This window comes from Leptospira montravelensis, from assembly GCF_004770045.1.
In the GTDB taxonomy this organism is placed as follows: domain Bacteria; phylum Spirochaetota; class Leptospiria; order Leptospirales; family Leptospiraceae; genus Leptospira_A; species Leptospira_A montravelensis.
In genome coordinates this window covers 789,062-813,080 of record NZ_RQFO01000017.1, presented here as the reverse complement: position 1 = coordinate 813,080, position 24,019 = coordinate 789,062, and the positions used below count along the sequence as shown (strand labels likewise).

24 protein-coding genes are annotated in these 24,019 nt (G+C 35.7%); 9 read left to right on the top strand and 15 right to left on the bottom strand.

The features are described 5' to 3' along the window. Nucleotide 1 precedes the first annotated feature (1 nt). The 5 genes from EHQ31_RS17730 to EHQ31_RS17710 form a co-directional block, all read right to left on the bottom strand. The gene (locus EHQ31_RS17730; RefSeq protein WP_135572538.1) at nucleotides 2-895 is read right to left on the bottom strand and encodes a bile acid:sodium symporter family protein; all 894 of its coding nucleotides are present in this window, start codon (nucleotides 893-895) and stop codon (nucleotides 2-4) included. 281 nt (nucleotides 896-1,176) lie between these two features. Next, on the bottom strand, nucleotides 1,177-1,650 hold the full coding sequence (locus tag EHQ31_RS17725) for an LA_3150 family lipoprotein (RefSeq protein WP_135572535.1): 474 nt from the start codon (nucleotides 1,648-1,650) through the stop codon (nucleotides 1,177-1,179). 12 nt (nucleotides 1,651-1,662) lie between these two features. Then, nucleotides 1,663-3,363, bottom strand: coding sequence for a porin (locus tag EHQ31_RS17720; RefSeq protein WP_135572533.1), 1,701 nt, complete (start codon nucleotides 3,361-3,363; stop codon nucleotides 1,663-1,665). 395 nt (nucleotides 3,364-3,758) lie between these two features. Next, complete coding sequence (locus tag EHQ31_RS17715; RefSeq protein WP_135572531.1) at nucleotides 3,759-5,750, bottom strand: methyl-accepting chemotaxis protein; 1,992 nt, start codon at nucleotides 5,748-5,750, stop codon at nucleotides 3,759-3,761. Between the two features lie 291 nt (nucleotides 5,751-6,041). Then, a complete protein-coding gene (locus EHQ31_RS17710; RefSeq protein WP_135572528.1) occupies nucleotides 6,042-6,461 on the bottom strand; it encodes a DUF3052 domain-containing protein in 420 nt (139 codons plus the stop codon). A 296-nt stretch (nucleotides 6,462-6,757) separates the two neighbouring features. On the opposite strand from EHQ31_RS17710, the gene EHQ31_RS17705 reads away from it, so the two are divergent. Further along, nucleotides 6,758-8,323 carry a methyl-accepting chemotaxis protein gene (locus EHQ31_RS17705; RefSeq protein WP_135572526.1) on the top strand — a complete coding sequence of 522 codons (1,566 nt, stop codon included), beginning with the start codon at nucleotides 6,758-6,760 and terminating at the stop codon, nucleotides 8,321-8,323. An 84-nt stretch (nucleotides 8,324-8,407) separates the two neighbouring features. Here EHQ31_RS17705 and EHQ31_RS17700 read toward each other — a convergent pair whose 3' ends face one another. Both EHQ31_RS17700 and EHQ31_RS17695 read right to left on the bottom strand, forming a co-directional pair. After that, entirely contained in the window at nucleotides 8,408-9,268 is an 861-nt protein-coding gene (locus EHQ31_RS17700; protein ID WP_135572524.1) for an alpha/beta hydrolase, read from the bottom strand. A gap of 42 nt (nucleotides 9,269-9,310) precedes the next feature. Continuing rightward, nucleotides 9,311-9,907, bottom strand: a complete 597-nt coding sequence (locus EHQ31_RS17695; protein ID WP_135572521.1) for a TetR/AcrR family transcriptional regulator — start codon at nucleotides 9,905-9,907, stop codon at nucleotides 9,311-9,313. 319 nt (nucleotides 9,908-10,226) lie between these two features. Between EHQ31_RS17695 and EHQ31_RS19030 the strand changes: the two genes are divergently transcribed. Continuing rightward, the gene (locus tag EHQ31_RS19030) at nucleotides 10,227-11,543 is read left to right on the top strand and encodes an AAA family ATPase (RefSeq protein WP_135572519.1); all 1,317 of its coding nucleotides are present in this window, start codon (nucleotides 10,227-10,229) and stop codon (nucleotides 11,541-11,543) included. A 100-nt stretch (nucleotides 11,544-11,643) separates the two neighbouring features. Continuing rightward, on the top strand, nucleotides 11,644-12,222 hold the full coding sequence (locus EHQ31_RS17685) for an LURP-one-related family protein (protein WP_135572517.1): 579 nt from the start codon (nucleotides 11,644-11,646) through the stop codon (nucleotides 12,220-12,222). A 187-nt stretch (nucleotides 12,223-12,409) separates the two neighbouring features. Here the strand turns inward: EHQ31_RS17685 and EHQ31_RS17680 are convergent, their stop codons facing one another. The 4 genes from EHQ31_RS17680 to EHQ31_RS17665 form a co-directional block, all read right to left on the bottom strand. Continuing rightward, a complete protein-coding gene (locus tag EHQ31_RS17680) occupies nucleotides 12,410-13,777 on the bottom strand; it encodes a Fic family protein (protein WP_167481671.1) in 1,368 nt (455 codons plus the stop codon). A 114-nt stretch (nucleotides 13,778-13,891) separates the two neighbouring features. Then, entirely contained in the window at nucleotides 13,892-14,392 is a 501-nt protein-coding gene (locus tag EHQ31_RS17675; RefSeq protein WP_135572513.1) for a DUF1579 domain-containing protein, read from the bottom strand. Nucleotides 14,393-14,428: 36 nt separating this feature from the next. Next, complete coding sequence (locus EHQ31_RS17670) at nucleotides 14,429-15,130, bottom strand: dihydrofolate reductase family protein (RefSeq protein ID WP_244247466.1); 702 nt, start codon at nucleotides 15,128-15,130, stop codon at nucleotides 14,429-14,431. A gap of 234 nt (nucleotides 15,131-15,364) precedes the next feature. Beyond that, complete coding sequence (locus EHQ31_RS17665) at nucleotides 15,365-16,120, bottom strand: SDR family NAD(P)-dependent oxidoreductase (RefSeq protein ID WP_135572511.1); 756 nt, start codon at nucleotides 16,118-16,120, stop codon at nucleotides 15,365-15,367. A gap of 266 nt (nucleotides 16,121-16,386) precedes the next feature. Between EHQ31_RS17665 and EHQ31_RS17660 the strand changes: the two genes are divergently transcribed. Together EHQ31_RS17660 and EHQ31_RS17655 are read left to right on the top strand one after the other, a co-directional pair. Next, the gene (locus tag EHQ31_RS17660; protein ID WP_135572510.1) at nucleotides 16,387-17,268 is read left to right on the top strand and encodes an AraC family transcriptional regulator; all 882 of its coding nucleotides are present in this window, start codon (nucleotides 16,387-16,389) and stop codon (nucleotides 17,266-17,268) included. A 61-nt stretch (nucleotides 17,269-17,329) separates the two neighbouring features. Beyond that, the gene (locus tag EHQ31_RS17655; protein ID WP_135572508.1) at nucleotides 17,330-17,806 is read left to right on the top strand and encodes a GyrI-like domain-containing protein; all 477 of its coding nucleotides are present in this window, start codon (nucleotides 17,330-17,332) and stop codon (nucleotides 17,804-17,806) included. 123 nt (nucleotides 17,807-17,929) lie between these two features. Here EHQ31_RS17655 and EHQ31_RS17650 read toward each other — a convergent pair whose 3' ends face one another. Continuing rightward, nucleotides 17,930-19,093, bottom strand: coding sequence for a hypothetical protein (locus EHQ31_RS17650; protein ID WP_244247465.1), 1,164 nt, complete (start codon nucleotides 19,091-19,093; stop codon nucleotides 17,930-17,932). 350 nt (nucleotides 19,094-19,443) lie between these two features. Between EHQ31_RS17650 and EHQ31_RS17645 the strand changes: the two genes are divergently transcribed. After that, nucleotides 19,444-19,821, top strand: a complete 378-nt coding sequence (locus EHQ31_RS17645) for a hypothetical protein (RefSeq protein WP_135572506.1) — start codon at nucleotides 19,444-19,446, stop codon at nucleotides 19,819-19,821. A 6-nt stretch (nucleotides 19,822-19,827) separates the two neighbouring features. Here the strand turns inward: EHQ31_RS17645 and EHQ31_RS17640 are convergent, their stop codons facing one another. The 3 genes from EHQ31_RS17640 to bufA2 are packed head-to-tail and all read right to left on the bottom strand — an operon-like array spanning nucleotide 19,828 to nucleotide 21,678. Further along, nucleotides 19,828-20,592, bottom strand: coding sequence for an HvfC/BufC family peptide modification chaperone (locus EHQ31_RS17640; protein ID WP_135572504.1), 765 nt, complete (start codon nucleotides 20,590-20,592; stop codon nucleotides 19,828-19,830). Then, nucleotides 20,558-21,418, bottom strand: coding sequence for an MNIO family bufferin maturase (gene bufB / locus EHQ31_RS17635; protein WP_244247464.1), 861 nt, complete (start codon nucleotides 21,416-21,418; stop codon nucleotides 20,558-20,560). The genes EHQ31_RS17640 and bufB overlap by 35 nt, the downstream gene beginning before the upstream one ends. Before the next feature lie 5 nt (nucleotides 21,419-21,423). After that, nucleotides 21,424-21,678, bottom strand: coding sequence for a BufA2 family periplasmic bufferin-type metallophore (gene bufA2, locus EHQ31_RS17630; protein ID WP_135572502.1), 255 nt, complete (start codon nucleotides 21,676-21,678; stop codon nucleotides 21,424-21,426). A gap of 128 nt (nucleotides 21,679-21,806) precedes the next feature. Here bufA2 and EHQ31_RS17625 point away from each other — a divergent pair, with 128 nt between their 5' ends. From EHQ31_RS17625 to EHQ31_RS17615, 3 genes are read left to right on the top strand one after another with little or no spacing between them, the layout of a single operon-like run. Then, nucleotides 21,807-22,364, top strand: coding sequence for a sigma-70 family RNA polymerase sigma factor (locus EHQ31_RS17625; protein WP_244247463.1), 558 nt, complete (start codon nucleotides 21,807-21,809; stop codon nucleotides 22,362-22,364). Continuing rightward, the gene (locus tag EHQ31_RS17620; protein ID WP_135572500.1) at nucleotides 22,361-23,005 is read left to right on the top strand and encodes an NrsF family protein; all 645 of its coding nucleotides are present in this window, start codon (nucleotides 22,361-22,363) and stop codon (nucleotides 23,003-23,005) included. Before EHQ31_RS17625 ends, EHQ31_RS17620 begins: the two co-directional genes overlap by 4 nt. Nucleotides 23,006-23,043: 38 nt before the next feature. After that, nucleotides 23,044-23,883, top strand: a complete 840-nt coding sequence (locus EHQ31_RS17615) for an SH3 domain-containing protein (protein ID WP_135572498.1) — start codon at nucleotides 23,044-23,046, stop codon at nucleotides 23,881-23,883. The last annotated feature ends 136 nt before the right edge of the window (nucleotides 23,884-24,019 follow it).

The window sequence follows — 24,019 nt, the reverse complement described above, 5'->3', positions numbered from 1 at the left end:
GCTATTTTCCTTCGATAGGTGAAAATTTACGCCAATACAATACTAACAAAAGTCCCGAAACAATATGCCAAATTCCCCAAAATGCTGCCACCAAAGCCATGTTTGGTTCTGCTTGGAATTGTGTTAATATAAGTCCCAGGGCAAGACCTGAGTTTTGCATGCCTACTTCAATCGTAATGGCGCGGCGGTTGGAAGGGTCTTGTCGAAATACTCTAGCGATTAGATTTCCAATGGTTAGGGCTACTAAATTATGAAGGACAACAATTAGAAAAATAAATCCCATATTGTCTAAAAACACTTTCCAGTTTCCGCCAACAGCTACAAGGATAAACACAAGAAAAGCAAAGGAAGAAACCCTTTTGAAAAAGGGAGTGATTTTATGAGCGGTTCCCGTTGCATAATTTCCAATTAACATTCCAAGAGTTAAAGGAAATAAAAGTAAAATCAATAATCCTTTGATGATGGCAATACTATCAATATGAAGTTCTCCTGTTCCAGAGATCAGGGCCTGTGTAACAGGATTCAAATTTGCCGTAATCGTAAAGTTAAGTGGTAAAGTTATAATGGCGAATGCACTGGAAACAGCAGTCATACTCACTGAAAGTGCGGTATTTCCGCGAGCCAAATGAGTAATGATATTGGATAAATTTCCTCCAGGACTTGCTGCTACTAACAACATACCTAACTCAATCCCTGCGGGCAAATCGAGTAGGAGTGTAATCAGTAGAGTGATCCAAGGTAAAAAAACGGTTTGTCCAATGAGGCCAGCTAAGGCAGAGATCGGACGTTGTAACACTGCTTTAAAAGCTATGAACCTAAGTTCCAAAGCAACCCCGAAGATCATAAGCGCCAAAACAAGGCCTAAAACGATTTGGTAGTCGTTATTATAATTCATTCTGATTCATTCCTATAGAATTAAATAGATCCAATAAAGAACGCACGTTAAAATTTATTACGTTCGCAAGACGATATCTTCTTCTATGGAAGATCCAATTCTATCTTTTTTTTAGGGGAAGGAAAGTGAGAGTTAAGTTATTTCTGAACACTAACTTCTTTTCCATACAGAACAAATTCTAAATGAAGTTAAGATCCTTACAAAATTCACAAAAGGATAGTGATTTTATCCTTTCGTGAAAAGAAATTTGATGTTAGTTTTAGAGATTTGATGAGTTTCGTTTAAAATCCTGCTGCTTTGATCGCCGATTTCGCACAAGGGTTGTTATTCGGATCACAAGTAAACATTTTAAAAGTAAACAAATCATTGGGATTTGGTCTTTGTGATGTAGAACCAAAATTAGTGCCACTGGCAAATCCTAAATCGGAACAAGAGGAAGTTGATACAGCATACTTTTTTACATCCGTGTTTAGGGTGCCACCAGCACCACCAGGAGGAGTGTTGAAGTAAGCTGTGGAACCAATATTTCCGCCGTTGAGTTGGAATGTATCATAACAAGTTCCAGTATAAGAGCCACCCAGGTCGGCCACTTCCATTACCACTAAAGATTTATTTCGATCCGGCACATTGTTTAATAAATTGTTAATCACAAGTGAGGAAATTTCATCCCGATTCTGTTCTTTGGATTGGCAATTGCCAAGTAAAAACAAAACAAAGACCATAAACAACAATCGATTCATTAGATTTAATTTCATATAAAGGTCCTTTTAGTTTGGTCTATAACTGTAAGCTTCAGGAGAAACAACTCCGGTCCAAAAGTTTGCCTGTAATTGTAGGTAAACTCTTCTGTCATCAATCGGCATTGCATTTCCCGTGGTCGGATTCACATCAAACTGATTGCCAAGGACTTGGTAATACAATTGGGCTTTAAAATGATGTTTGTCCCCGAACAAATTCAAACCAGCCCAATACACTCGTAATGAGTCGGTTGGATCGATCCTTCCATTTCGGTTAAAATCACCTTGGATGAATTCGTATTTCAAAACTGGCATAATGTAGTATTTATCAAAAATGGGAATATTGTATCCAATCGTTCCATGATATCCAAATAAATCATTGGACGCGGAACCACCAAACTTAGTATAGGCGCCTGATAGATAAAAACCTTTATAAGTGAAAGTGCTATCATAGGTATGACCAATCAGTCCCATCTTAGGTCGGCCCAAAGTAGGTATAGAGTTTTGCACTAAAAAATTAGGATATCCATTCGCATCTAAACTTCCGCGATCTGGGTTGGAACCTTGTGCTGTTAACAATTGGATTCCACTTGTGGTTCCTGGTGTGTATTCGGGAACATAAAGTGCTGGTGTGATTAAATTCTGTGTTTGTACGTAACCTGCACCCACAGACCATTTTAATTCACGTTGGAAAATTTCTTCTCCTTCTTGCCAATTCACCATCTTTCCATCAGACTCTCGTTTGAGTCCGCCAAACACATTTACTTGTGCTCGTGCATAGTAAATAGGGGAAGTGTTCACTGCGCCATATCGATTAGCGGAAGTTAGATCTTGCCTTCTTCCTGTTCCGTAATCTCCGCCACCACCTTTTCCATTACCAACCATTAGTGATAGTTGAAGGTATCTTTCCCATTTATGATCAATTTCTTTAAGTGGAGTTGCTTGGAGCATCACACCGTTATCGAACTGAGGAATCGCATTCACAATCATACTGCGTTCTAATGTCACAAAATTTGCAGATGATTGTAAATACTCTCTACTAAATTGTGTTGGCAATTGTCCAAACACAAATCGCATTCCACCATAAGGAATTTTAGCATAAGCAAAGGCTTCGTGAATGTAACCACGATTGTCTTTCATTTTAGTATTTGTCACATAACTAGTAGTAGCTGGTTTTCCATTTGCATCCAAATAATTTAAAGTGCTAGTGGTTTGAACGACATCTGGCCTGTTCAACATGTTTTCTAAACGAAGTTGGATGTTTGCACCCCACCAATCGTTTTCATATTGAGCTCCCAATCGTAACCTTCGGAAGTTCCAATCCACAGTATTAAAATCGCGATGTCCGTTATTAAAAAGCGAGTCTTGTGATCCAGAAACTCCGCGAAATTGCATCCTACCGGTAATCGTTAATTTTTCTTTGGCAGTATCATCAGGCCTATGCGCAAAAGCATCAGGAAGGGTGGTTGTATTTCCAGAAAGGGGGCGGTTGTACTCCACCTTCACTCGGTTGGCACCTGGTTTTGTAAAAATTTGGCCTGATTCCGTATCTTCATAAAGATCTCGATATACTTTCGCTTGTGGTTCTTTTGCTTCTTTTTTATGTTCTCTGGCTTCCGTTGGGTTTGTTCCCACCTGACCCACTTCTTTGGTTTGTGCAGGTTCTGATTCTGCAGAAACTGCCTTTACTAAGAGTAAGAGTGCCAAAATTGCTTTTGAAATAGTCTTCATTCGTTTTGGTTACGACTGATTTGGATTTATTACAAACGGATGAAACGCATCCGATTCAATGTTTCAGTCTAGTTACAAACGTATTGAAGTACTGTTGGGATTGGATGACAGAATTGTTACGATTTGGTTACAGGGGACCTTGGGGCGTACTTTTTGTACTTTTTTTTAACAAAAACGAGGTTTGTAACAATGAGACTAGAGTTTTATTACAAGATCATCACGAATGGAATCGAGCCAATTTGTGAATCCATTTGGTTTCTTTCGAGGATTGGTAAGAAGATTTGGGGGGCGGATCCGCACGTTCGTGCGGACCGGGCTCTACGCTGCAATCTTTCGCTTAGGCGAAAGGATTTCCGCTACGATCCCTTCCGCTTAAGACAACTAAGAACTAAAGGTTATAATTGGAATTGGTCGCAGATTCCCTTTAGCTTATCTGCCGTATTAGAAAGATTTTTGGCAGACGAAGACATTTCTTCTGCCCCTGCGGCTGTGTTAATGGTATGTTCATTGATCTGGGTGATGACATCCGTAATTTCCTGCACCGCTCCCCTTTGTTCATCCGCAGCAACCTTAATTTGGTCTGATTCCCCTTTGACCACTCCTGAGTTTTCCAAAACCGATTGGTTGATTCGGGCTTGGGAACCCATAATCGAATAAAGAGAATCCATTGCCTGCGATACACCATTGATATTTTTAATTATTTCTTGGATGAGGGAAGTGGAGGATTGGATGCTTTTGGCACCGCCATCCAACTCCTTTGCGTTTTTGCCTATCATCTCTGAAATGGATTTGATCGATGATGCTGTCCGAATGGATAGTTTAGAAATTTCTTCAGCAACAACAGCAAATCCTCTTCCCGCATCTCCCGCACGAGCTGCTTCAATCGCAGCATTAAGAGCCAAAAGTTGTGTTTGGTCAGAAATTTCATTGATGATGGCAATGATCGCTTTCATCTCATCTGATGATTTGAGGATGTTACTGATCATATCATTCATACCGGTGAGTGACTGTTCTCCTTCTTTCGCTTGGTTAGAGATAGACTTCATTTGGTTCATGGTATGATTGATTTCGTCTGCTACTTGTTTGACGCTATTTGCTAACTCTTGGATTTTCACTTGGAACTGAGAAATATTATTGTGTTGGATATCAATCGAACCGGTAATGTTTTCCATACTCGCAGACATTTCTTCAACTGTTGCAGACATCTCTTCGGTGGAAGCGGCTGTTGCTTGGGCACCTCCTGAAAAACTATCGGCACTAGAAGAAAGTTCGCCTGCACTAGAAGCAAGTTCTTGTGATATAAATTGAATCTCTGAAATAATTTTGCGAAGGCTAACTAAAAATGAATTTGTATCACTACTTAACTCACCAATTTCATCACTATGGGTGATTTTTAAGGATTGGCTTAGATCGCCTGATGACATCTTTTTAAATAAATCTCTAAGGCTGGAAATTGGTTTTAGTCTTTTTGTGATGAGTTTGGAAAGTGCAAAAATCGATATTACTAAAATAACAATAGAAAAGATTCCAATTTTAAACAACATATCATGAACAACTGCTAAAATTTCACCTTGGGATGCAATTGTCGCCAAACGAATATTATATTGTTCAATATCAAACACAGTTGCAATTTTTTCCTTACCGAAAAAATACTCCATATGTTCTTCAGATTTTATGGTGAGTAACTTTTTTCCCCAATCGAGTTTTTGTAGATCTAACTTTAAGATTAACGATTTGTCAGGATGTCCAATGACTTGGCCTTCCTTATCTGTAATCGCTATAAAACCTTCCTTTCCAATTTTGACATCTTTTACTACTTCATCGGTAAGATGATTCAAAGAAATCGCAAAGGCAAAGATCGCAACCACTTGATTCCCTTGGAATACAGGCATAGTGAGAACGGCAACGGGTTCTTGTGTGACAGGAGATTTTGCCACCTTACTGAGAAGAGGTTTTCCCTTTAGTACGGCTTTGATATTTTCATCAAAACCTGTGTTTCCCCAGCGAAATCCAATGGCCTTACCGGTTGCATCGGAAAAAACCATCGGGTTTTCTTCTGCAGTGGATACAAAAACATTTTCGTAAATTCCAAATTTTTGACTTAAATTGGCAAGAAGTGGGTCTAGGTATTTACGATCCTTTTTGATACAACGTTCCGCAAATTCGGGGTTAGTAGCATTCAACTCTGCTAGTAGAAATTGATTATCAAAAAAATTCTGAATCTGCCTTCCTGAGATTCTGGCAACGTTTTTCATTTCGCCTATATATGCATTCACAATATAGGTTTTGCCTATGAAGTAAGCGAAGGAGGAGATCCCGATGGTTAACACCATAATTACGGCAACACTCAGAGCGACGATTACTGTCTTTAGGTTATTCAATTTCATTTTACCAATCCCAAGAAAAAACAAATAGAATCATAAGTCATGAGTGTTGGTTTGAATTTGTCAAATCACATATTAAAAACTTTTCGGACGATTCGTACGAATACTAACAATTAAGGTTTATCGAACTAGACTAACCAACGTAGTCAGTATTTCTATATTCTCTCTGTTCTTTTGCGGGTAATACGTTATAGAGGAATATTTCTTTTTGTTTGTCTGAAGGTGCAATCCCGGCTAAAGTGCACTTACTAAGAAATTTGAAATTAGGTAACCTAGCATAAATTTAATTTGTTTTTATTTTGCATTACGATTCTCTTTTCGAATTACCAGTTTTAATCCTGACCAAATCTCATCTACGGCACAAACTTTAATGTCCACAAGGCCTAGTTCCAAAGCAAAATCTCTAATTAGATTTTCATTCATATCAGAAAGAATTTTTGCAGTTTTTTTGGGCCAAGATATCCAAATCATTCCCGAAGGTTTGATCAAACCCATAAATTTTGGCAATTTTTTGCGGTATTCTTCGGACGAAGTTGTAAAAAAGTGAATCATGTCTAAACCTTTTTTTGGTTTGTCGAGGATTTGAACTTCTTTGGGAAACGTTCCCCAAGTTTTGATAAAGTCTTTGTTGGGAAGATTAATGAAGTGGAGGATCATACTTTCTTTGATCCCTAATTTTTCGACCAGAGGTTTTCCTGAATAACCAGCAGACATAAAATTCTCCTAAACTTCGATCCTAATAAAATAACATCGGCAAAATTCTGTTAGTTTTTGATTTTAAAAATTAAGGATGTAGCTACAAAAAAAATTTTCTAGATTCGTTCCAAATTTTCTATTCAAGAATAAAAACAAATAGACAGATTCAAAATTCTCTTTAAAAAATCTGAATTTCTTATAAAAAATAGAAACAACAGGATCATATCTATAGATTTTGATCCGTCGGTGAATAAGAACAATAAAATATTGACCCTATCGCCGATCTGGTGATTTCAATCAATAGAGGGTATTTAGTGTTAACGATCGCAGATCTTTGGAAACAAGGCAAAATCATCATCAATAGAATCAGATTCGGTTTGGTTCTTTTATTCTTTTTAGCCATGATAGGGGCAAAAGACGAGTTCCAACCAAAGATGTTTTTAATCCATATGATCGGTACTTGCACAATGGCTTTTTATTGTGCTGTTGCTTATATTTTAGAAAGAAAATCAAATCCTCCCACTTGGTTTCACAAGACACTCATTCTGTTAGATACTTTAGTTCTTGGTGGTACCATCATCATGGACTGCACCCTTAGTTTAAATGAGGCGCAGGCAGCACTGGCAAATACAGCAGTGTATTTTATTTATTTTTTTAATGCCATCTATTCTGGATTTTTAGGTGACCGTAAGTTTGTTTTGTTAAATTCGTTTATAGGTGCTATAACTTCCGCCATTGCCTTGTATTGTGCTGTAAACATTGCAGGGATTAAACTTTCAGTGAATCCAGAACTCTCTCGCCAAATTGGTTATGTAGGTATGGCTGGCGAAGTTCTCAAACCTGTTTTTATTTTGATCGCAGGTTATATTGTTAGTTTACTAGTGCAGCTCCTAACAAAAATTAGCTCTCTTGCCGAAATCAAAGCAGATGAAGCTGAACTTCTTTTAGACCAAACTAAAGAAAGAAATAAAATTTCAGCAAATGCAGCTGTAAAATTAGAAAGTTCCATAACAAATTTTAGTAACTTTGTATCACAAACGTCAGTAAAACTTGAATCGCAAGCTGCTTCCTTAGAAGAAATTACAGCGGTCATATCCGAACTTTCCAGTTCTTTTGAATCCAACGGGTCTTCCATCGAAGAACAAAATAATAAAGTACAAGGAATGGTATCTGATACTGAAATTCTAAAGGAAACAGTGGATCAAATTCTTGTTCAAAGTGAACGTCTTGTGGAAATTGCTGAAATTAATAAAAAAGAAAGTATGTCTGTCACCGAAGTAGCGGACCAAACAGCAACTCATTTAGAATCCATCCAATCTTCTTTTGACCAAGTAAACGAAATCAATAATATAGTAGCTGAAATTGGAGAAAAGACAAACTTACTTGCGTTAAATGCATCAATTGAAGCGGCGCGGGCTGGAGACGTCGGAAAAGGTTTTGCTGTTGTGGCAAATGAAGTAAGTAAGCTGGCTGAGTTTACCAAAAACAACGTAAAACGTATCTCCGTAGTTGTAAAAAGTTCCAAAGATATTATAACTAACGCAAGAAATGCATCCAAAGAAACGGGTGAATTAGCAAAATCTCAAATTGACCGTTTGAACCAAACTTTGGTGGAAATCCAGGATATGAACCGGTTATACTTGGAACAAAGAAATACTTTGTCGGCCATTCTAACCGAACTTGGACAAATACGGGAACTATCCAAACAAATTTCCGAATCCACCAAAGAACAGTTACTTGGTCAGAAAGAAGCTTCCAAAGGGATTGTTCAACTAGAAATGGAAGTCAACGAAATCAGTCGCGCCTCCAAAGACCTAGAAGAACATATAGAAATGATCAAAGATGAAGCCAATAAACTGGCATCAATGAGCCAGACCTAGTTCTTAATTAAGAAATTTCTATTTTCTCTAGTAAAAACTAACTTAAATACTTTTTAAGTTAGTTTTTGCTTATCTAAATTTCCCTTAGTCCTCTTTCAAAAAATCAATAATCTCATCTTTGACACTTTCAGTTCTCAAAATCATTTTATGGCCGAGTCCTTTGGTTGGGACTAATTTAGATTTTTTCCATGCCTTCGAAACGGCAACTCCCATTGCAAAAGGAATTTCCATATCATCTTCATCGTGAATCACAAGAAGTGAGTTATCAAATTTAGGACCTGCTTTTTCTAAATCCAAACTGCTAAGAGGTTGTTTGACCTTTCTTTCTAAAACAATACGCATTGCTTCACTTTCTTCCGAAGTCAAACGATAATATTCACTAAAACTTTTCCTTAAAATTTCTAATCTTAGAGGTGGCGCAATATAAACTAACTTTTGGGCTTTTACACCTAATTCTTGTGCTACGGTTGCGACTGCGCCACCAAAAGAATGTGTAATGATATAATTTGGATTTCCAATTTCATTTATGAGCCTACACACCATCTTCGCTGATAATACAATATTAGAATACCTACCAGAAGAAAATCCATGACCAGGTAAATCTATTCCTATGACATTATATCCTTTCTCCAAAAGGGCAGGAACAATCCTTGCAAAATTACCAGTATGTCCATTCCAACCATGAACGAGAAGAATTGTTTCTTTTTCTCCTTTCCAATGAAAGTATTGGATATGGTGTTCGTTCACTTGAAACTCTTTTTGTTCTGCTAACGCCAATACATCCATTTCCTTTCTGGATGGTTTTTGTTTTTGTGTGGATAAAAAATACCCGGCAGCCATTGAACCAAAGAAATTTGGCCTTCTTCGGGCAAAGGCCCATTTTTCTTCTAATGTAAATGGATAAACCCTACTTAAAGAACGAACGATCGTGCTATTTGTTTCCATAATTCAAAACCTCTTTCATAAAAATCCTATCTCAATTTCTTTTCAAATATCGTATTGGTGACGTTTGATTAATTCGTTAAAACTTAGTTTGGTTCTCTTTTCAGCTTGTTTGTCTTCCAAAAGGCGGTTATAAAAATGAAATCCTAAGATGAGTCCCCAAATTTCTTGCACCATCTTATCTACATTTGTATTCGCATCTAATTCCAGAGTATCTTTCGCATCTTGCACAAATTGTTTTAATGTCTTTTGCCAACTAAGTTGCGTTTTTTTTAAATGATCTCTGACTAAACCAGGTCTATCGTCAAATTCTGAACTAGAAGACAAAAACAAACACCCTCCCGGTAGACTATCCGTATTTGCCCATGACAACCACATCTGAAATGCTGTTTTGAGCCTTGCCAATCCTGGTTTGGTTTTGAGAGCAGGATACATAACATTCCGCCGGAACAGTTCGCTTCCCACACGTAAAACTTCGATTTGGAGATTTTCTTTGGAAGCAAACTTTCCAAAGAGTCCACTTTTGGACATTCCCAATGCATCGGCAAGGGATCCGATGGTAAGCCCTTCCAATCCTTGGATGCTTGCCATTTGGACTGCTTTGTCCAAAATCATTGATTTTGTGTCCTCACCCTTACCCATAGATAAAAGTACGATCGTTCGTTTATTTATGTAAAGTACTTTTTTGAATTTAGGGGCATTCCATTGGTTTTTTTAACCAGATGGGTAGAAAATACAACTAGGTTTATTCCGACTTTTTGTTTGCTCCCGTCTTAGGAATTAGATTAGATTAAGAGAAATTTTTGGTATCAAATGAAAACCTTTAACTGCGGTAAGTGGAAGTAATTTTTTTGTTTTTATTGAATCGCAGGTTCCGATATTAAGGATGATCAGTAAATTTTGTTATTCTAAAGAATGTAATTATTTTTTTGACTGATAGATATAAACTAATAGAGATACGATGGCAGCAAAAAAAGAAAGTGAGTTCCTATCCATTATACGTTTCTTAAAACAAAACGGGCGTGAATCAGAAATAGAAACAAGACTAGTTCTCCCGTTAATCAAACATTTAGGTTATCAACGAGAAGATTTTAAAGACAAAGTAACTTTAAAAAAATCAGGTGAAGCTGATTTTGTATGTTTTGTAAATCAAAATCCATATTTAGCAATTGAAGTAAAATCTAATTCTGTCAATTTATCTGACCCTTCTGCCAAAACATACATCGAAGCAAAGTATCAGTTATTTGACTATATGAACTCTGATGATTTACAAAAAGTGCAATTTGGTCTACTGATCAATGGCAAAAATGCCCAAGTCTTTCAAAGAAAAAATAAAGTAATTTTCCCACTCACTGAAATTTTAAATTTGGAAGAGGGAACTGACAAAACTATTAATCTTCTCAAAAAACTTTTAAAAAAGCCTGCACTTTATGAAGATAAGAAGAGACCACTTATCGTTGCGATTTATAACAATAAGGGTGGTGTGGGTAAAACAGTCACAACTGGTAACTTTGCAGGTGTACTTTCTGAAAAAGGAAAAAATGTTTTACTCATTGATTTAGACCCACAACAACGAGACCTTACCGATTCCTTTAAACTTGAAGTTAAAAAAACAGAAACACCTACAAGTGTTTTTGATATTTTACTGGGGAAAGAAATTAAAGGAAGTATCAATACAATTCGAATCAGGAAAAATCTTCATATCATCAGGGGAGACGAACGTTTTGATAGTGCAGCTCATGCAACTAGAGCAATCACCCAGACAATGGTGAAAAAATTTCGTAAACTACTCGATGCCTTTGGTGCAAAAGGCAATTTTGATTACATACTGATCGATTGTCCAACCAACTGGAGTTTTTTTAGTAAAATTGGAGTTTCGGTTTCTGATTCTGTATTAATTCCTGTAAATTACCAGGCAGCACAAGCCATTCATAATGCAGTGCAGGTATTAGAAAAATTCATTCCAGAAGTTTGGTGTGATAGAAAAGGAAATGGACCAGAAGTTTTACCGATCCTTTTTAACAATGCATATACAGATCCAACAAGTAAAAAACATTTTGATAATGTAAGACGTGATGAAATTCGAAAGTTAACAAAAGACAAATGGTATGCAAAACTATTTGATGAGGCTATAGAAATCAAACACCATCACGAAATTTCTACGTCATTATTTTTGCATATTGATGAAACTGGGCCAGCACCTTATACATTAAAGAATAAACAGTCGAAAGTATTCAAAGAATATGAAGAAGTTTTAAGTCAAATTTTTGGAATTTAAAACCATAAAGTTTGAATGTCCTTGTGATGATAACCGATAACCGACTCATTTAACTAATTTTTGACTTGAATTAACACAGGTTTTGATACAATCGAGGCCTATGCAACAGTACACATTTAACAAATATTTTGCTAAAAAAAGTTTTCTGAAAATCTTTGGCGGCGAAATTCGCATTTTTGATGAAAACAAAACGAACCTTCTTTTTTTTGTGAAACAAAAAGCATTCAAACTAAAGGAAGATATTACGGTTTATGCAGATGAATCAAAATCCAATGAACTTTTAAAAATAAAAGCACGTAGTGTGATCGATTTTTCTGCGATTTATGATGTTGTGGATGTATCCTCAAATGAAACGTTGGGTGCTCTTCGTCGAAAAGGTTTCAAATCAATACTAAAAGATTCTTGGGAAATCTTAGACAAAAAAGATCAAGTGATAGGTTCTATTGATGAAGATAGTATGTTGAAAGCAATACTTCGACGCTTTTTAACCAATTTAATTCCTCAAACTTTTTTTATCACAATCAACAAGAAACAAGTGGGAGTTTTAAAACAAACTTTTAATCCTTTTGTTCCTCAATTCAATATTGATTTTTCTTCTGATAGTGCAATGGCACTCGATCGAAGAATGGGAATCGCAATTGTTATATTGTTACAAATCATTGAAGGTAGACAACAATAGTTTTTGGATTGGAATTTATGTTTTTATCGCCGCGATAAGGATACGTAGGGCCTGGTCACCTGTCATCGTTAGATGGCAGGGGACGGAAGCGTCAGCGCACCCCGGAGGAGCCTGACCCTTTTCAGGAAGAAAGGTGAGTCTTCGGATGGATTGGGATCGCCCCATGAGAATAAAAGTTGTATTTGGTCTAACTCTTATTGATTTCTTCAAGTTTCGTTACCCAGTGGCCAAGCAATTTGTTTGCAAAGGTTTTGCTTAGTTCGTTAGAGATTCTTTGACTATATGGCAAATTAATTTCATTGATTTCGAGATTAGATGAATTCACTTTGTAAGTATAATCATTAAAATGTATATATATATAAGTTTGAATATTAAAGTCAGCTTTTTCTGCAGAATGTTTGTATCCATTTAAGCTGATTGAAACTGTTATCGACTTTGGAAATGATTCGTTTAGGTTCCTTGCATAAGTTTGAAATGATTCCTTTAGTTGATTTAAGTTTGTATATTTAGTCCGCGCAAATGGCACTAATGGCTCTAAAGGTGTTATTATCTCGTAAGATGTTTCTAAAAAAAAGGAATTCATTTTAGGTAATTTTGAAATTACATCCTCGATCAACGGAACAATGGATTGGTCAACTGTTTCAAAAACATGGCTTGGGTCTCGTTTAACACTAATTTCGTTTTTTTTGTTCTCCTCTATTTGCAGTGTAAGTAGTTTCAAACGTTTTTCGATATCATCATCGTCTTCAATGGATTGACCTTTGACACCTTTTATAATCAGTTCTAAAGAGTGAATCAATTGTTGGCCTATGTATTCAATAAAGGGATTTAATTCACCACCATCTGCTAGTCTAAGTGCGCGAACGTAATTTTCTTTATCCTCTGTTTTAATGACCACAGGCGGATGACCGTTCATCATCAGAATTAGATTCATGAGGATTCGTGCCATCCTTCCATTTCCATCATCGAAGGGATGAATTCTTATGAATTGGTAATGAAAGGTCGCAGCTAATACTAGTGGCGAGAGTTCGTTTTTGCTCTGGTTTTCACTAAACCACTTGAGAAGTTGTTCCATCTCTAATGGAACAAGATTTGGTTCAGTAAAATAAAATGTTTCACCAGTAGAAGTTATAACATGATTGGGTTGTGTTTTGTATTTACCAGGAATTATCTCTTTTGTTGTTTCTATTCCCTCTTTGGTAAAAGCTTTTACGGTGTATGGCTTTCCTAAAATTAATTGATGGAAGCTGCGAATTTTCTGTTCTGTGAGTTGAACTTCCCCTTTTACCATATCCTCTAACTCTAGAATGGCCTCGTTGTGACCTTTAATTTCAAGGTGATCTTTTAATGGTTTGCCTAAAGCAGTCATTCCATGTAGTAAAAAGGTTTTGGTTTCACCGAAAGTGAGAGAGTTCCCTTCCATCGAATTGGAATGGTAGTTCCAATCGAGTCGAAACTTTTGCATGACCTTTGCCATTGTTTCCTCGGGAATGGGCCGAATGGCATCTAACTCTGCTTTCAGTTTTAAGATTCTATCTAAATCTTCACTTAACATGTACAAATTATTTTTGGTATTGTTTTTTAGTTTGTAAATCATTAAAAAATAGATCTGTATTTGAATTCAATAATGGATCAATTTTCATTTTTGAAATTACTCACTAGTCAAAGGTTAACCCACTCTTTTGTAAATTGTTTCTGTGGCTTTTGCTTCTTCGCCTTCGGGAGAGATGTTAAAAGCAGTTAGAGAAAATTCTTTTTCACTGAGGAACTGAATCTCTGTTCTCCAACCCCAAAGTTTATCTCCATATTCAGGATTGCCATAAGAACCTAAGACAGAAAATCCCTTACCCTTACTTTCTCCACTTGATAACATAATTTGTGATCCCATATGAAAACTATCAATCCAGGAACTTGTAAATCTTTGGTAAGGGATATCAAATCCAAGAATCATTTTACCAACGAATGGTTTCCCATCCAAACTACTGTGATAATCGATGGATATGAATCTACCATCTAACAAACTGGTGATGGTTGCCTCTGCATCGGATTCGTCAGACAGTACATCTTTTTCGAACCAAGTTTTGGTTTTTCCAGACCAGTGACCAAGGAGTTGTTGTAATTGGTTGTGAGGTCCTTCTTTCAGGGATTCTTCGAATTTGTTTGTTGTCATAGAAAACTTTCCTTATCGTTCATAAAATTTATGAGTTTATGTTTGTTCCTTTGGTACATAACTAAGAACTACACCACCAGTCGAAAGTGGTTTTGTTTCGGTGAGTTTCAATTCTTTGTTTGGAATTTCGTTTAGAAAAAGTCGCCTTCCTTTTCCTAAAAATACAGGCGCTATACAGATACGAAATTCATCAAATAATCCTGCTTTCATCAGTGATGTGGAAAGGATCCCACTTCCAAAGACAAACATATCGCCGCTACCTTCTTTTTTTAATTTAGTAACTTCGCTCACAGCATCTTTAGTGATGGTGGTATTTTTCCAGGTGGCAGAACTAAGAGTAGTGGAGCAGGCAAGTTTGGGAATTTCATTCATAAATTTGGCAACTTCTCCTTCGTTTTCGGGAGCGTTCGTCCAATAATCGGCCATACCTTGGTAGGTTTTTGCACCAAACACAAGTATGTCGGCAGAGCGAAGTTGGGTGAGGCTAAACTCTTCGAGTTCTTTTCCCCAAACAAGTCCATGAAAACTTAAATCCCAGTTTGTTTCCCCTTCGAAGTAGCCATCTAATGTGATCACATTCCACATAATTAGTTTTCTCATTAAATTGTCCCCTTTTTCACCAAAGAAATACCAAAGGTATCTTATTGAGAGAACAGATTCTAAATTTTCATCAAGAGATTTATTTTTTAAATTCAATTTGTATTGTTTTTGCGTTAAGGATACGGAGGGCTTGGTCACCTGACATCGTTAGATGGCGGGGGACGGGAGCGTAAGCGCACCCCGGAGGAGCCTGGCCCATTTTTATAGGTAGTGTTTTTTTGCATTAGATTGGGAACGCCCCATTAATAAAATACGCAATGAAAGAAAACCAATTTCGAATGAGAGAATGGAAGCAAAAGATTGAAATTCAAATGAGTGGACCCAAATTGGAAATCCACTCTTGATAGTCGTTGTGATTATGTTCTAATCGTATTAAAGTAAATGTCCTCCCGAAACTTCAATGTCTTGTGCAGTCACCCATCCAAAGTCATCAGATAGAAAATTGACAATGACCTTCCCAATATCTTCGGGAAGCCCAATGCGTCCGAAGGCAGTTTGGTCAGCTAACGGTTTGATGTATTCTGGATATTTATCAAATACTCCATCGCCAAAGTTACTATGTGTGGGGCCAGGTGATACTGCATTCACACGAATTTTGCGTGGTGCTAGTTCGTTTGCTAAGTAACGAGTCCAAGTGGACAAAGCAGCTTTTAAAGATCCGTAAATGGAATAACCAACAAAGGCTTTTGTGCTAGAAGAACTCGAAGTGTTGACAATTGCACCTCCCTCTTCCATAAGCCCAATTAACTTTTGCGTTAAAAAGATAGGACCTTTGTAGTTGGTATTTAAAATTTGTTCAAAGTATTCTTCGGTTAAATCTGTAAATGCCATTGGTCCACCAATCCCACCGTTGTTGACAAGGTAATCAAAACTGGACCGGTTCCAAATATTTTTAAGTTTGTTTTTTACTTCATCAACAAACATGGGAAAGGTTTCCTTTTTAGTTAGATCTAACTTCAAAGCAATGGCCCGAATTCCCTTGTTCTTTTCAATTTCTTTGACTACTTCTTCCGCTCGGTCCCTATAAGAATTGTAAGTAAGGATCACACTGATTCCTCGTTTGCCAAGTTCAAGAGCTGTTGCTTTCCCAATTCCATTGCTACCACCAGTGATGATTGCTATTTTCATAATAAACTCCTTTTGTAAACTTCATACCAATAAACACTTGTGATGTGATAAAAGAATTTGGTTCCTTCTCATGGAAACAAGACTTCATTGTTTGTAAGTTTTATGATAAGTAATATAACCGAAGGGAAGTTTCGTAACAAGATCCGATTTTGCCAAATAATTGCCTAAAACTACCTTTCTAAATTTTTTGGTTTAAAAATTAGGCTAAAAATCGCTTTTTATGAAGAAATAAGTGCCTAAAAAAATATAATGTGTTAGGATGGGTAGTGCAGAAAATACTAAATGAAATTGTGGGACTTTGCCAAGCTGCCACAACGGAACCTACAAAAACAGGGCTTCCGCGTGTGCTAATGATCCAAGGGGAAGTTCCGACACACCAACTAGCGGCCGTCTATGAACCGTTAATTGGTCTAGTTGTCCAAGGTGGTAAAACTATTTCGATTGGCACACAGGTGGTTCATTTGGAAGGGCCTTCTTATTTTGTCATTCCCACAGAAATGCCTGCAACGGGTTACGTAAGGCAAGCTGCCAATGGTTCACCATATTTGTCTGTTGCGATCCAGTTGGATCAAAAAGTGTTATTGGATTTGTTAAAAGATACTCCGCACAATAGCGAAGCTAACAAAAATAATCAGGAATTTTCTGCCTGTCCTGCTACCCTTCCTTTTTTAGAAGCTTGGTTACGAATGTTACGGTTAATGAAAACACCGGAACATATCAGAGCATTAGCCCCTGTCTACGAAAGAGAAATTTTATACCATGTGTTGATTGGACCAGAAGGTTGGCGGCTCAGGCAATTATTTCATTCCCATCAAAAAGGATCGAGCATTCACCAAGCCATCCAATGGGTTAGACAAAATTTTACAGATAGTTTTGAAATAGACCAATTGGCAAATCGAGCTTGTATGGGAATCACTACCTTTCATAGACAATTTAAATCCATAACTGGCCTAAGTCCGATTCAATTTCAAAAACAATTGCGACTCCTGGAAGCAAGAAAACTTTTAACCTATAGTGGTTATTCGGTCACTGATGCAGCGTTAGATGTAGGTTACGAAAGTACATCGCAATTCAATAGGGAATATTCACGATTTTTTGGAGCCTCTCCTGCTCGTGACGCAAAACAATTAAGAGAGATGAAAGTGTAGTAATTTATAAATTTAGCAATAAAAAATTGCAAAATTTAAGTTATCATTTTATGTTATGCTTATGGATTCAGAAATAATAGAAGTTAATCAAAAAATAATTGTAGGTAGGAAATTAGAAATTTCTCTTTTAGAAAATCAAACACAAACATTGTGGCAAACATTTATGCCAAAACTAAAATCCATATCCAATCGATTGGATAACAATTTGATTTCCATGTCGATTTACCCTTCTGATTATTTTCAAAGTTTTAATCCATCAAATCGGTTTATGAAATGGGCCGGAGTGGAAGTGAGTGAAGAACCTATCATCGGCGATGGTTTAGAAATCATAAAAATTCCCAAAGGACTTTATGTTCGATTTTTGTACCAAGGTTTACCAAGCCAGGCAGGCCCTTTTTACCAAACAATATTTCAGGAATGGTTTCCTAAGTCGGGATATATGTTGGACCAACGTCCTCATTTTGAAGTGTTGGGAGACAAATATAAAAATAATGATACGAGTTCTGAAGAGATGATTTATATTCCAGTCATGAAATGATTTTAAAAAGTGGCTGTTTAGTGAGATCCGAAAGCACGGTGTTAAACGGTGTTTTATTCCTTATAAAATACACCTAACAAATAAATTGACAACTTCTGCTCAAACCACTATTACTTACAAAATCTAAAATTCTATGGGCGTATAAAAGGACATCTCAATGGTTGTGAGAGAAATTTTATATCCATTTTGAGTATAAAAGGGACCACCGATACCTAGTCTCCAATTGATCGCACCAATGGGTATTTCCCAAAAAAGATAAAAACTTTTTGCTTGGTTGGAGGAAGAATTCACTCTTCCAATTCCTAAAGTGAGTAGGGCGTATAATTCCAGCGGATTTAAGTTATTACTGGTGAGTTGTGAATAAAACAAGGCTAAAAACGGATCGATGGACTTTGGATTGACATCACCTTTTAAAAGTGTGTAAAGACCAAGAGCTTCCAAATGATTGCCTGATGACAGGTTTGACAATAAGTAAGCGCGGTATGGGTCTGCATCTATATTTCCATTGTTGATTAAGGAATACTTTCCCATGTTATCAATTTTTTCATCTAAGTTACTTCCGGAACTAAAGACTAAAAAGTTATTAAAATATCCATTACCGTCATTGAAATCGGCAGTCCCTTGTATATTGACTTTGGAATACCCTAATCCTAAACCGATACGAAATTTATCGTTTCCTTTTTGACCGTAATAAATTGCAGGAAGTAACATGTGATAACTTCCGAATGTTTCAGTCCCCAAATCCTTGTTAGTATATTGTTTGATAGGAGAAGATTTATTTGAGGAACCTGAATCTTCACTTGTTGAACTATTGGTTGCGACTACATCAGTAATTTTTTGTTTTGATTGTCTAAAGTTGACATTTCGATTTAAAATAAATAATCCCCAGTTTTCTCCCATTTGCCATTCCGGTGATTTTAGATCGTATAGAAAATTTAGATTCTGGTCCATCCGTTGGTCATCCATCATTACTGCTCTTCCGCCAGTAGAAGATACGATCTTTAAATCACTTAAGTTTGCTTGGACACCAGGATAGAAGGTAACATATTTTGCACCATTTTCATTTTTGAGAGAAAATTCTTTAGAAGGGTTTGGGGGAGGTGGTTGTGGAGAGGGTTCAACAACAAAATCGTTTTGAATCTGAATTCTTCGGTCTCTGATTTTTTGGCCGGCTGGTTTAGATTCACTTTCTTCTTTTTGTAATTCATTGGTAGGTTCCACGGCGAAGAGAGAAAAAGGGATACAAATGAAATAAACAAGACAAGTCGTACGAATCAAAAATAACATTATCGGCAAAGTATGATATTCGATATTAATAAATCGATAACATTTTTGCGGTTAGGTTTACAGTGGATTACACCAAAAACCTTTATATTTTATTCCACACCATAAGAGGGAGAAATAAACTTACCAATTAAGAAAGGTGATACGATCTTAAAAGAAAAAAGGAATTGGAGAAATGGAACCATCCATAGAACCAATACCAAAAGTTATACATATTTAGATTAGTAAACAGTGAATTTTTGAAAACACTTCGATTAGAAATTGAAATCTATATGATAAAAAATTTCTAATCTGATCACTGGTTTTGAAAAATCATACTTGCAAACTTGATTAGGATCCCTAGATTTTTTTCCATGTCGACTTCATCGAAACAAACCCTCATTCATCGTTTTTTAGGTTTCTATTTTCGCTTAATTTGTATACTTGCAGTGGATTTGATTGTAACAACAATCAATGGACGAGTATTGGGTCTTACAAGTATGTATGAAAAACCTATCGTGACTTTGATTGGTATGGCTGTGATCCTGTTGCTTTTTTTCTTTTTGTTCTCTATCATTGATAGACTTACTAAGATCGTTTTGAAAATGACCGTCGAGATGGGGAACCTTTTAGTCTTTCGAAAAACAGCCGTCTTTCTTATTTTATGCGGTATTTCTTTTGGAATTTATATGCTCTATTACCATACATGGTTTGGAGTATGGCCTAAAATTAAGTTAGGTTCTTTTATTTGATGGATTTTATGTTTTTATAAAAATGTTCTTAATGATTCCTGAACTTGCTATTTTTCCAAAAAGGTTGGATATGATTTCAGGATTCAATTGGAAATTTTCACCAATTTTTTTCAATGAATCGTTAATGGTTTCACCATTAAGTAGTAATTCTATAAAATAAAATTCAAAAGGTTCTAGTGTAAGTACATAAATATTTGAATTTTGTTTGTATAAAAGTAGAAATTCTTGATTTTCGATTTTGGAAATATCTGGCTGCAGATTTGACTTTCTATTTTTCCAAATGGAATAAATCGAAAATTGATTTTGAATAAGTTTTACTGTTTCTCCAAATTCGAAAACGGAATTTTCCAAATCGGTTTCATTTTGGAGACTAGAAAGATCAAAACTAATGTGTTCTTTTTTATGAAAACTGTCTGTAAATTGTATTTCAAATTCAGCCAAATTTTTTAAATAAGGAAATTCAGGATAGGTTTCCAAGAGAAAATTAGGAAAATGTCCTCCGTAGTTAGATAAATCATAAGACTTATGATAGTTTTGATTTATATATTTTTCAATTGCGAAATCAAATAAAGTATCACCTAATACAAAATTGACGGCCTGGAAATTGTCGAACATGGTATCTTTCATACGAAAAAAGTAGGCTTGCTTATAAACGGATGTAGCTTCTTCCAAAGATAAATTTCCGCAAGCAATGATTTGATTTTGAAAGGGAATATCGTGATTGGATAAAATGCAGTCAGAATATAAATTCTGAAGGTTCTTTAGTTTCATTTTTAGCCTTTTTATTCATGATTTTTCGTGCTTTGTTTAGTTCTGTCTCCAGTTTATGAAACTCAGGAACATTTTCGTCCCATTCAATCATGATTGGAACATTTTCTGGAATATATTCTAACGATGTTTCCAATAAATTCCATACTTCTGAATGTACTGGCTCTGCATGTGTATCGAATAGGAAATTTCCCATATCTGTAAAACCAGCCAAATGAATCTGGGTTATACTTTTTTTAGGAATCGTTTTGATAAAATCAATTGGATTGAATTGAAAGTTTTTGGCATTTACATAAATATTATTTATGTCCAGAAGAATTAAACAACCTGTCTTTTGAGTTAGTAGACTTAAAAACTCACATTCGTTCATCGTAGAAGACGTATATTGGAAGTAGGCTGATATATTTTCTACTGCAATCTGTCTTTGTAGTTCATTCTGCACTTGATCAATATGGTTTGCTATGACTTCTAGAGATTCTTCATGATATGGAACAGGAATCAACTCATGTAATCTATTTCCATTGAAATGATTCCAAGCCAAATGATCCGATACCAGAAATGGATCCACTCTATCAATCAGTAGTTTTAAATCTTTAAGGTATTTTGGATCAATTTCATTGGAACTTCCCAAAGACATACCAACTCCGTGGCATGTGATTGGGTAGTCCTTTCGAATGGATTCCAATACAGACATAGGGCGTCCTTCAGTGTTCATATAGTTTTCACTGATGACTTCAAACCAATCTATATCTGTATTTGGTTTCTCCATTAGATAAGGATAATGTTCTCGTCTGAGACCAACACCAAATTTGGGAGTTTTATTGTTCAAAGGTATTACGATTTAATGAACTTTCCACCTTTCTCTGCACATTCTTTTTCGGAAGTACCTTTCCAACCTTGTCCTTTGCATGCATTTTTACCTGAACACGCATGTCCTTTTCCTCCGCAATCTCCCTGTCCTTTGCAGGCATTGATTCCGTGGCATTCACCTTCCGCTTTTTCCGCAACTTGGGTTTTAGCGCTCATACAAGATGTAAAAGTAAGTCCAGCCAATGCTGCACCTAAAAGTATTCCCGATTTGTAATTCATAATCATCTCCTAGTTTGAATTGTAGATTCTTTCGTCTGAAAGTTTGAAAAGTTACATCTGTGAAAAAAAAATTAGGTTTTTATAAATAAATTGATTTATGAACGAATCATAGGGATGACAGAAGAGTGTTGAAATTTTCCAAGAACAGGATCTCACCTGATGAACTATCTGGTTTGATGCGTTCTTCGCAAGAAGGTGATTCATTAGCTTATAAGAAATTATTGGAAGAAATTTGTGTAATTCTAAGAGGAATTCTTAGTGTAAAAATTTTTGATGCAGAAGATAGAGAAGATGTTCTTCAAGAAATCCTTATTGCAGTCCATCTTTCCAAACATACTTTTTTACCTGACAAATCCTTTTTGCCTTGGCTGTATACGATTGCTAATTATAAGATCATTGATTACATTCGAAAAAAAGGTCGCAAGAAAAAAAGAGAATTCCTTATGTCTAATGAGTATTTACCGGAAAATAAATATTTTCCAACTGAGGATGAATCCAAGGAACGAATTGACGAAATATTAACCAAACTTTCCGAAAAACAAAGATTGATTTTTCGTCTTTTAAAGTTGGATAAAATGTCAATTGCTGAAACTGCGAAAATCATGTCTATGTCGCAGTCTGCAGTAAAAACGGCAGCACATAGAATTTATAAAATCATTCGACTTCGTCCAGGAGACAAATTATGAAAACTGTAGAATTAATTGAAGTTCTAACTCAAGACAATAAAAAAGTGTCTCCATTAAAAAGCCCAGAGTATCGATTTTTAATATGGGCATTCTTTTCATTATTAAGTATGATTGTGATTTTGGCGTTTTCCATATTGATTCGTGGACAATATCATATTCCCAGATTTTGGGAATCCATTGTTACCTTGATGGTAGTTTTTCTTTCTTGTGGAATTGTTTTGTTTAAAAGAAACATTCCAGGCAATCGATCTACTTATGATTATTTAATCCATAATTTAATTATTGTTATTTGGTTTAGCTTTTTAGTTTTATCCGTATCATTTACTGAAAAAGGTTTATTCTCCTCTATATCTGAGGAGTTGACTCATCACGGTTCAAGTTGCGTAGCATTAGTACTGCTAATTTCCACAATTCCTGTGATTTTATTAAATATAAATTTAAAACAAGGTTTTATTGAGCCTTCCATTTTATTTCAATTTTCGGTTTTTGCGTTACCATTTACATTTGCACAATTAGGAATTTCCTTTCTCTGTCCTAATGAAACATCCATCCATATGTTGACTTGGCATAATCTTGTATTGATTCCCTTTTATAGTTTAATTTCTTTTTTGGGATTTAAACTGATTCAAAGTAAGGATTAGAATTCTTCTTGTAAAATCATAATCATTTAAGAAAGACAATGATCCAAAGAAATTACTTACTTCTTCTTTATTTTTTTTTCACGATGTGCAGTTACCAAAAGGATGTTTATATTTCTGGGAACAAAGTGATGTTGCGCGAAAAACCAAGTGAAAAATCAAAAGTCATTCGACAATTGGATGGAAATATAAAAGTCACAGTGTTAGGTGAAATCACCGACGACAACTCAGATTATAGGCTTTGGACTAAGGTTCGTTCGTCAAACCATTTCGAAGGATATGTTTATTCAGATTATATTTTTTCAAGTCCACAAAGTTTTTCCGCTGTCAAGAATGTATCTTCAAAACTAAAATTTGAATTAAACAATGGAAGTTTAAGAATTTTAGATGGAAAAACTTCCAAATTATTAGATACAATATTTGTTGGTAGCCGCTATCAAAAAGTTTTTAAAACAGAACAAAAAGGACATTTCCTTTTAATTGTATTTCAAAATGATGAGGAAGAATTTGAAGGAGTTGTATATGATTTGAATCTTCACCGAGTCTTCTTGAAGAATCTCAGTAAACAAATTCACATGCATATGTGTTACTTTGAATCCGTTTCTCCGCAAGATTTATTTTTTGTATTCGATGTTGGAACTGGATTTGTTCGCACAAAATATGTATTTGATCTATCAAAATCGGAATATCATGTTTTTGACGGTATGAGAAAAGAATTACAATGGATCGCACCAAGAACCTTTATTTTTTATACAACACCTAGTGAGCGAGAAACAAACTTACCGATTTTGAAAGGTGATTCTATCTTAGAAGAAAAAAGAATCTGGAGAAACGGTAATATCTATAGAACTAAAACCATAAGATATACTTATCAAGATTAAAATGTAAGGCTGCGGTCGTTCGACTCCCATCGTGAATTGTTTGTTAGATATTATCAGGAAATGAATAATAAAAGGGATTCGAATAAACTTTAGTTAATAACCCGATGAAGGCGTTCGTTTCGAAAAGCACCCAAGG

Coding starts and splice junctions, on each gene's coding strand:
- EHQ31_RS17700 (WP_135572524.1), bottom strand. CDS start 9,268: ATGGAAACAAATAGCACGATCGTTCGTTCTTTAAGTAGGGTTTATCCA.
- EHQ31_RS17715 (WP_135572531.1), bottom strand. CDS start 5,750: ATGAAATTGAATAACCTAAAGACAGTAATCGTCGCTCTGAGTGTTGCC.
- EHQ31_RS17730 (WP_135572538.1), bottom strand. CDS start 895: ATGAATTATAATAACGACTACCAAATCGTTTTAGGCCTTGTTTTGGCG.
- EHQ31_RS17655 (WP_135572508.1), top strand. CDS start 17,330: ATGGATTCAGAAATAATAGAAGTTAATCAAAAAATAATTGTAGGTAGG.
- EHQ31_RS17725 (WP_135572535.1), bottom strand. CDS start 1,650: ATGAAATTAAATCTAATGAATCGATTGTTGTTTATGGTCTTTGTTTTG.
- EHQ31_RS17710 (WP_135572528.1), bottom strand. CDS start 6,461: ATGTCTGCTGGTTATTCAGGAAAACCTCTGGTCGAAAAATTAGGGATC.
- EHQ31_RS17685 (WP_135572517.1), top strand. CDS start 11,644: ATGCAACAGTACACATTTAACAAATATTTTGCTAAAAAAAGTTTTCTG.
- EHQ31_RS17640 (WP_135572504.1), bottom strand. CDS start 20,592: ATGAAACTAAAGAACCTTCAGAATTTATATTCTGACTGCATTTTATCC.
- EHQ31_RS17720 (WP_135572533.1), bottom strand. CDS start 3,363: ATGAAGACTATTTCAAAAGCAATTTTGGCACTCTTACTCTTAGTAAAG.
- EHQ31_RS17620 (WP_135572500.1), top strand. CDS start 22,361: ATGAAAACTGTAGAATTAATTGAAGTTCTAACTCAAGACAATAAAAAA.
- EHQ31_RS17695 (WP_135572521.1), bottom strand. CDS start 9,907: ATGGGTAAGGGTGAGGACACAAAATCAATGATTTTGGACAAAGCAGTC.
- EHQ31_RS17680 (WP_167481671.1), bottom strand. CDS start 13,777: ATGTTAAGTGAAGATTTAGATAGAATCTTAAAACTGAAAGCAGAGTTA.
- EHQ31_RS17675 (WP_135572513.1), bottom strand. CDS start 14,392: ATGACAACAAACAAATTCGAAGAATCCCTGAAAGAAGGACCTCACAAC.
- EHQ31_RS17615 (WP_135572498.1), top strand. CDS start 23,044: ATGATCCAAAGAAATTACTTACTTCTTCTTTATTTTTTTTTCACGATG.
- EHQ31_RS19030 (WP_135572519.1), top strand. CDS start 10,227: ATGGCAGCAAAAAAAGAAAGTGAGTTCCTATCCATTATACGTTTCTTA.
- EHQ31_RS17650 (WP_244247465.1), bottom strand. CDS start 19,093: ATGTTATTTTTGATTCGTACGACTTGTCTTGTTTATTTCATTTGTATC.
- EHQ31_RS17645 (WP_135572506.1), top strand. CDS start 19,444: ATGTCGACTTCATCGAAACAAACCCTCATTCATCGTTTTTTAGGTTTC.
- bufA2 (WP_135572502.1), bottom strand. CDS start 21,678: ATGAATTACAAATCGGGAATACTTTTAGGTGCAGCATTGGCTGGACTT.
- EHQ31_RS17665 (WP_135572511.1), bottom strand. CDS start 16,120: ATGAAAATAGCAATCATCACTGGTGGTAGCAATGGAATTGGGAAAGCA.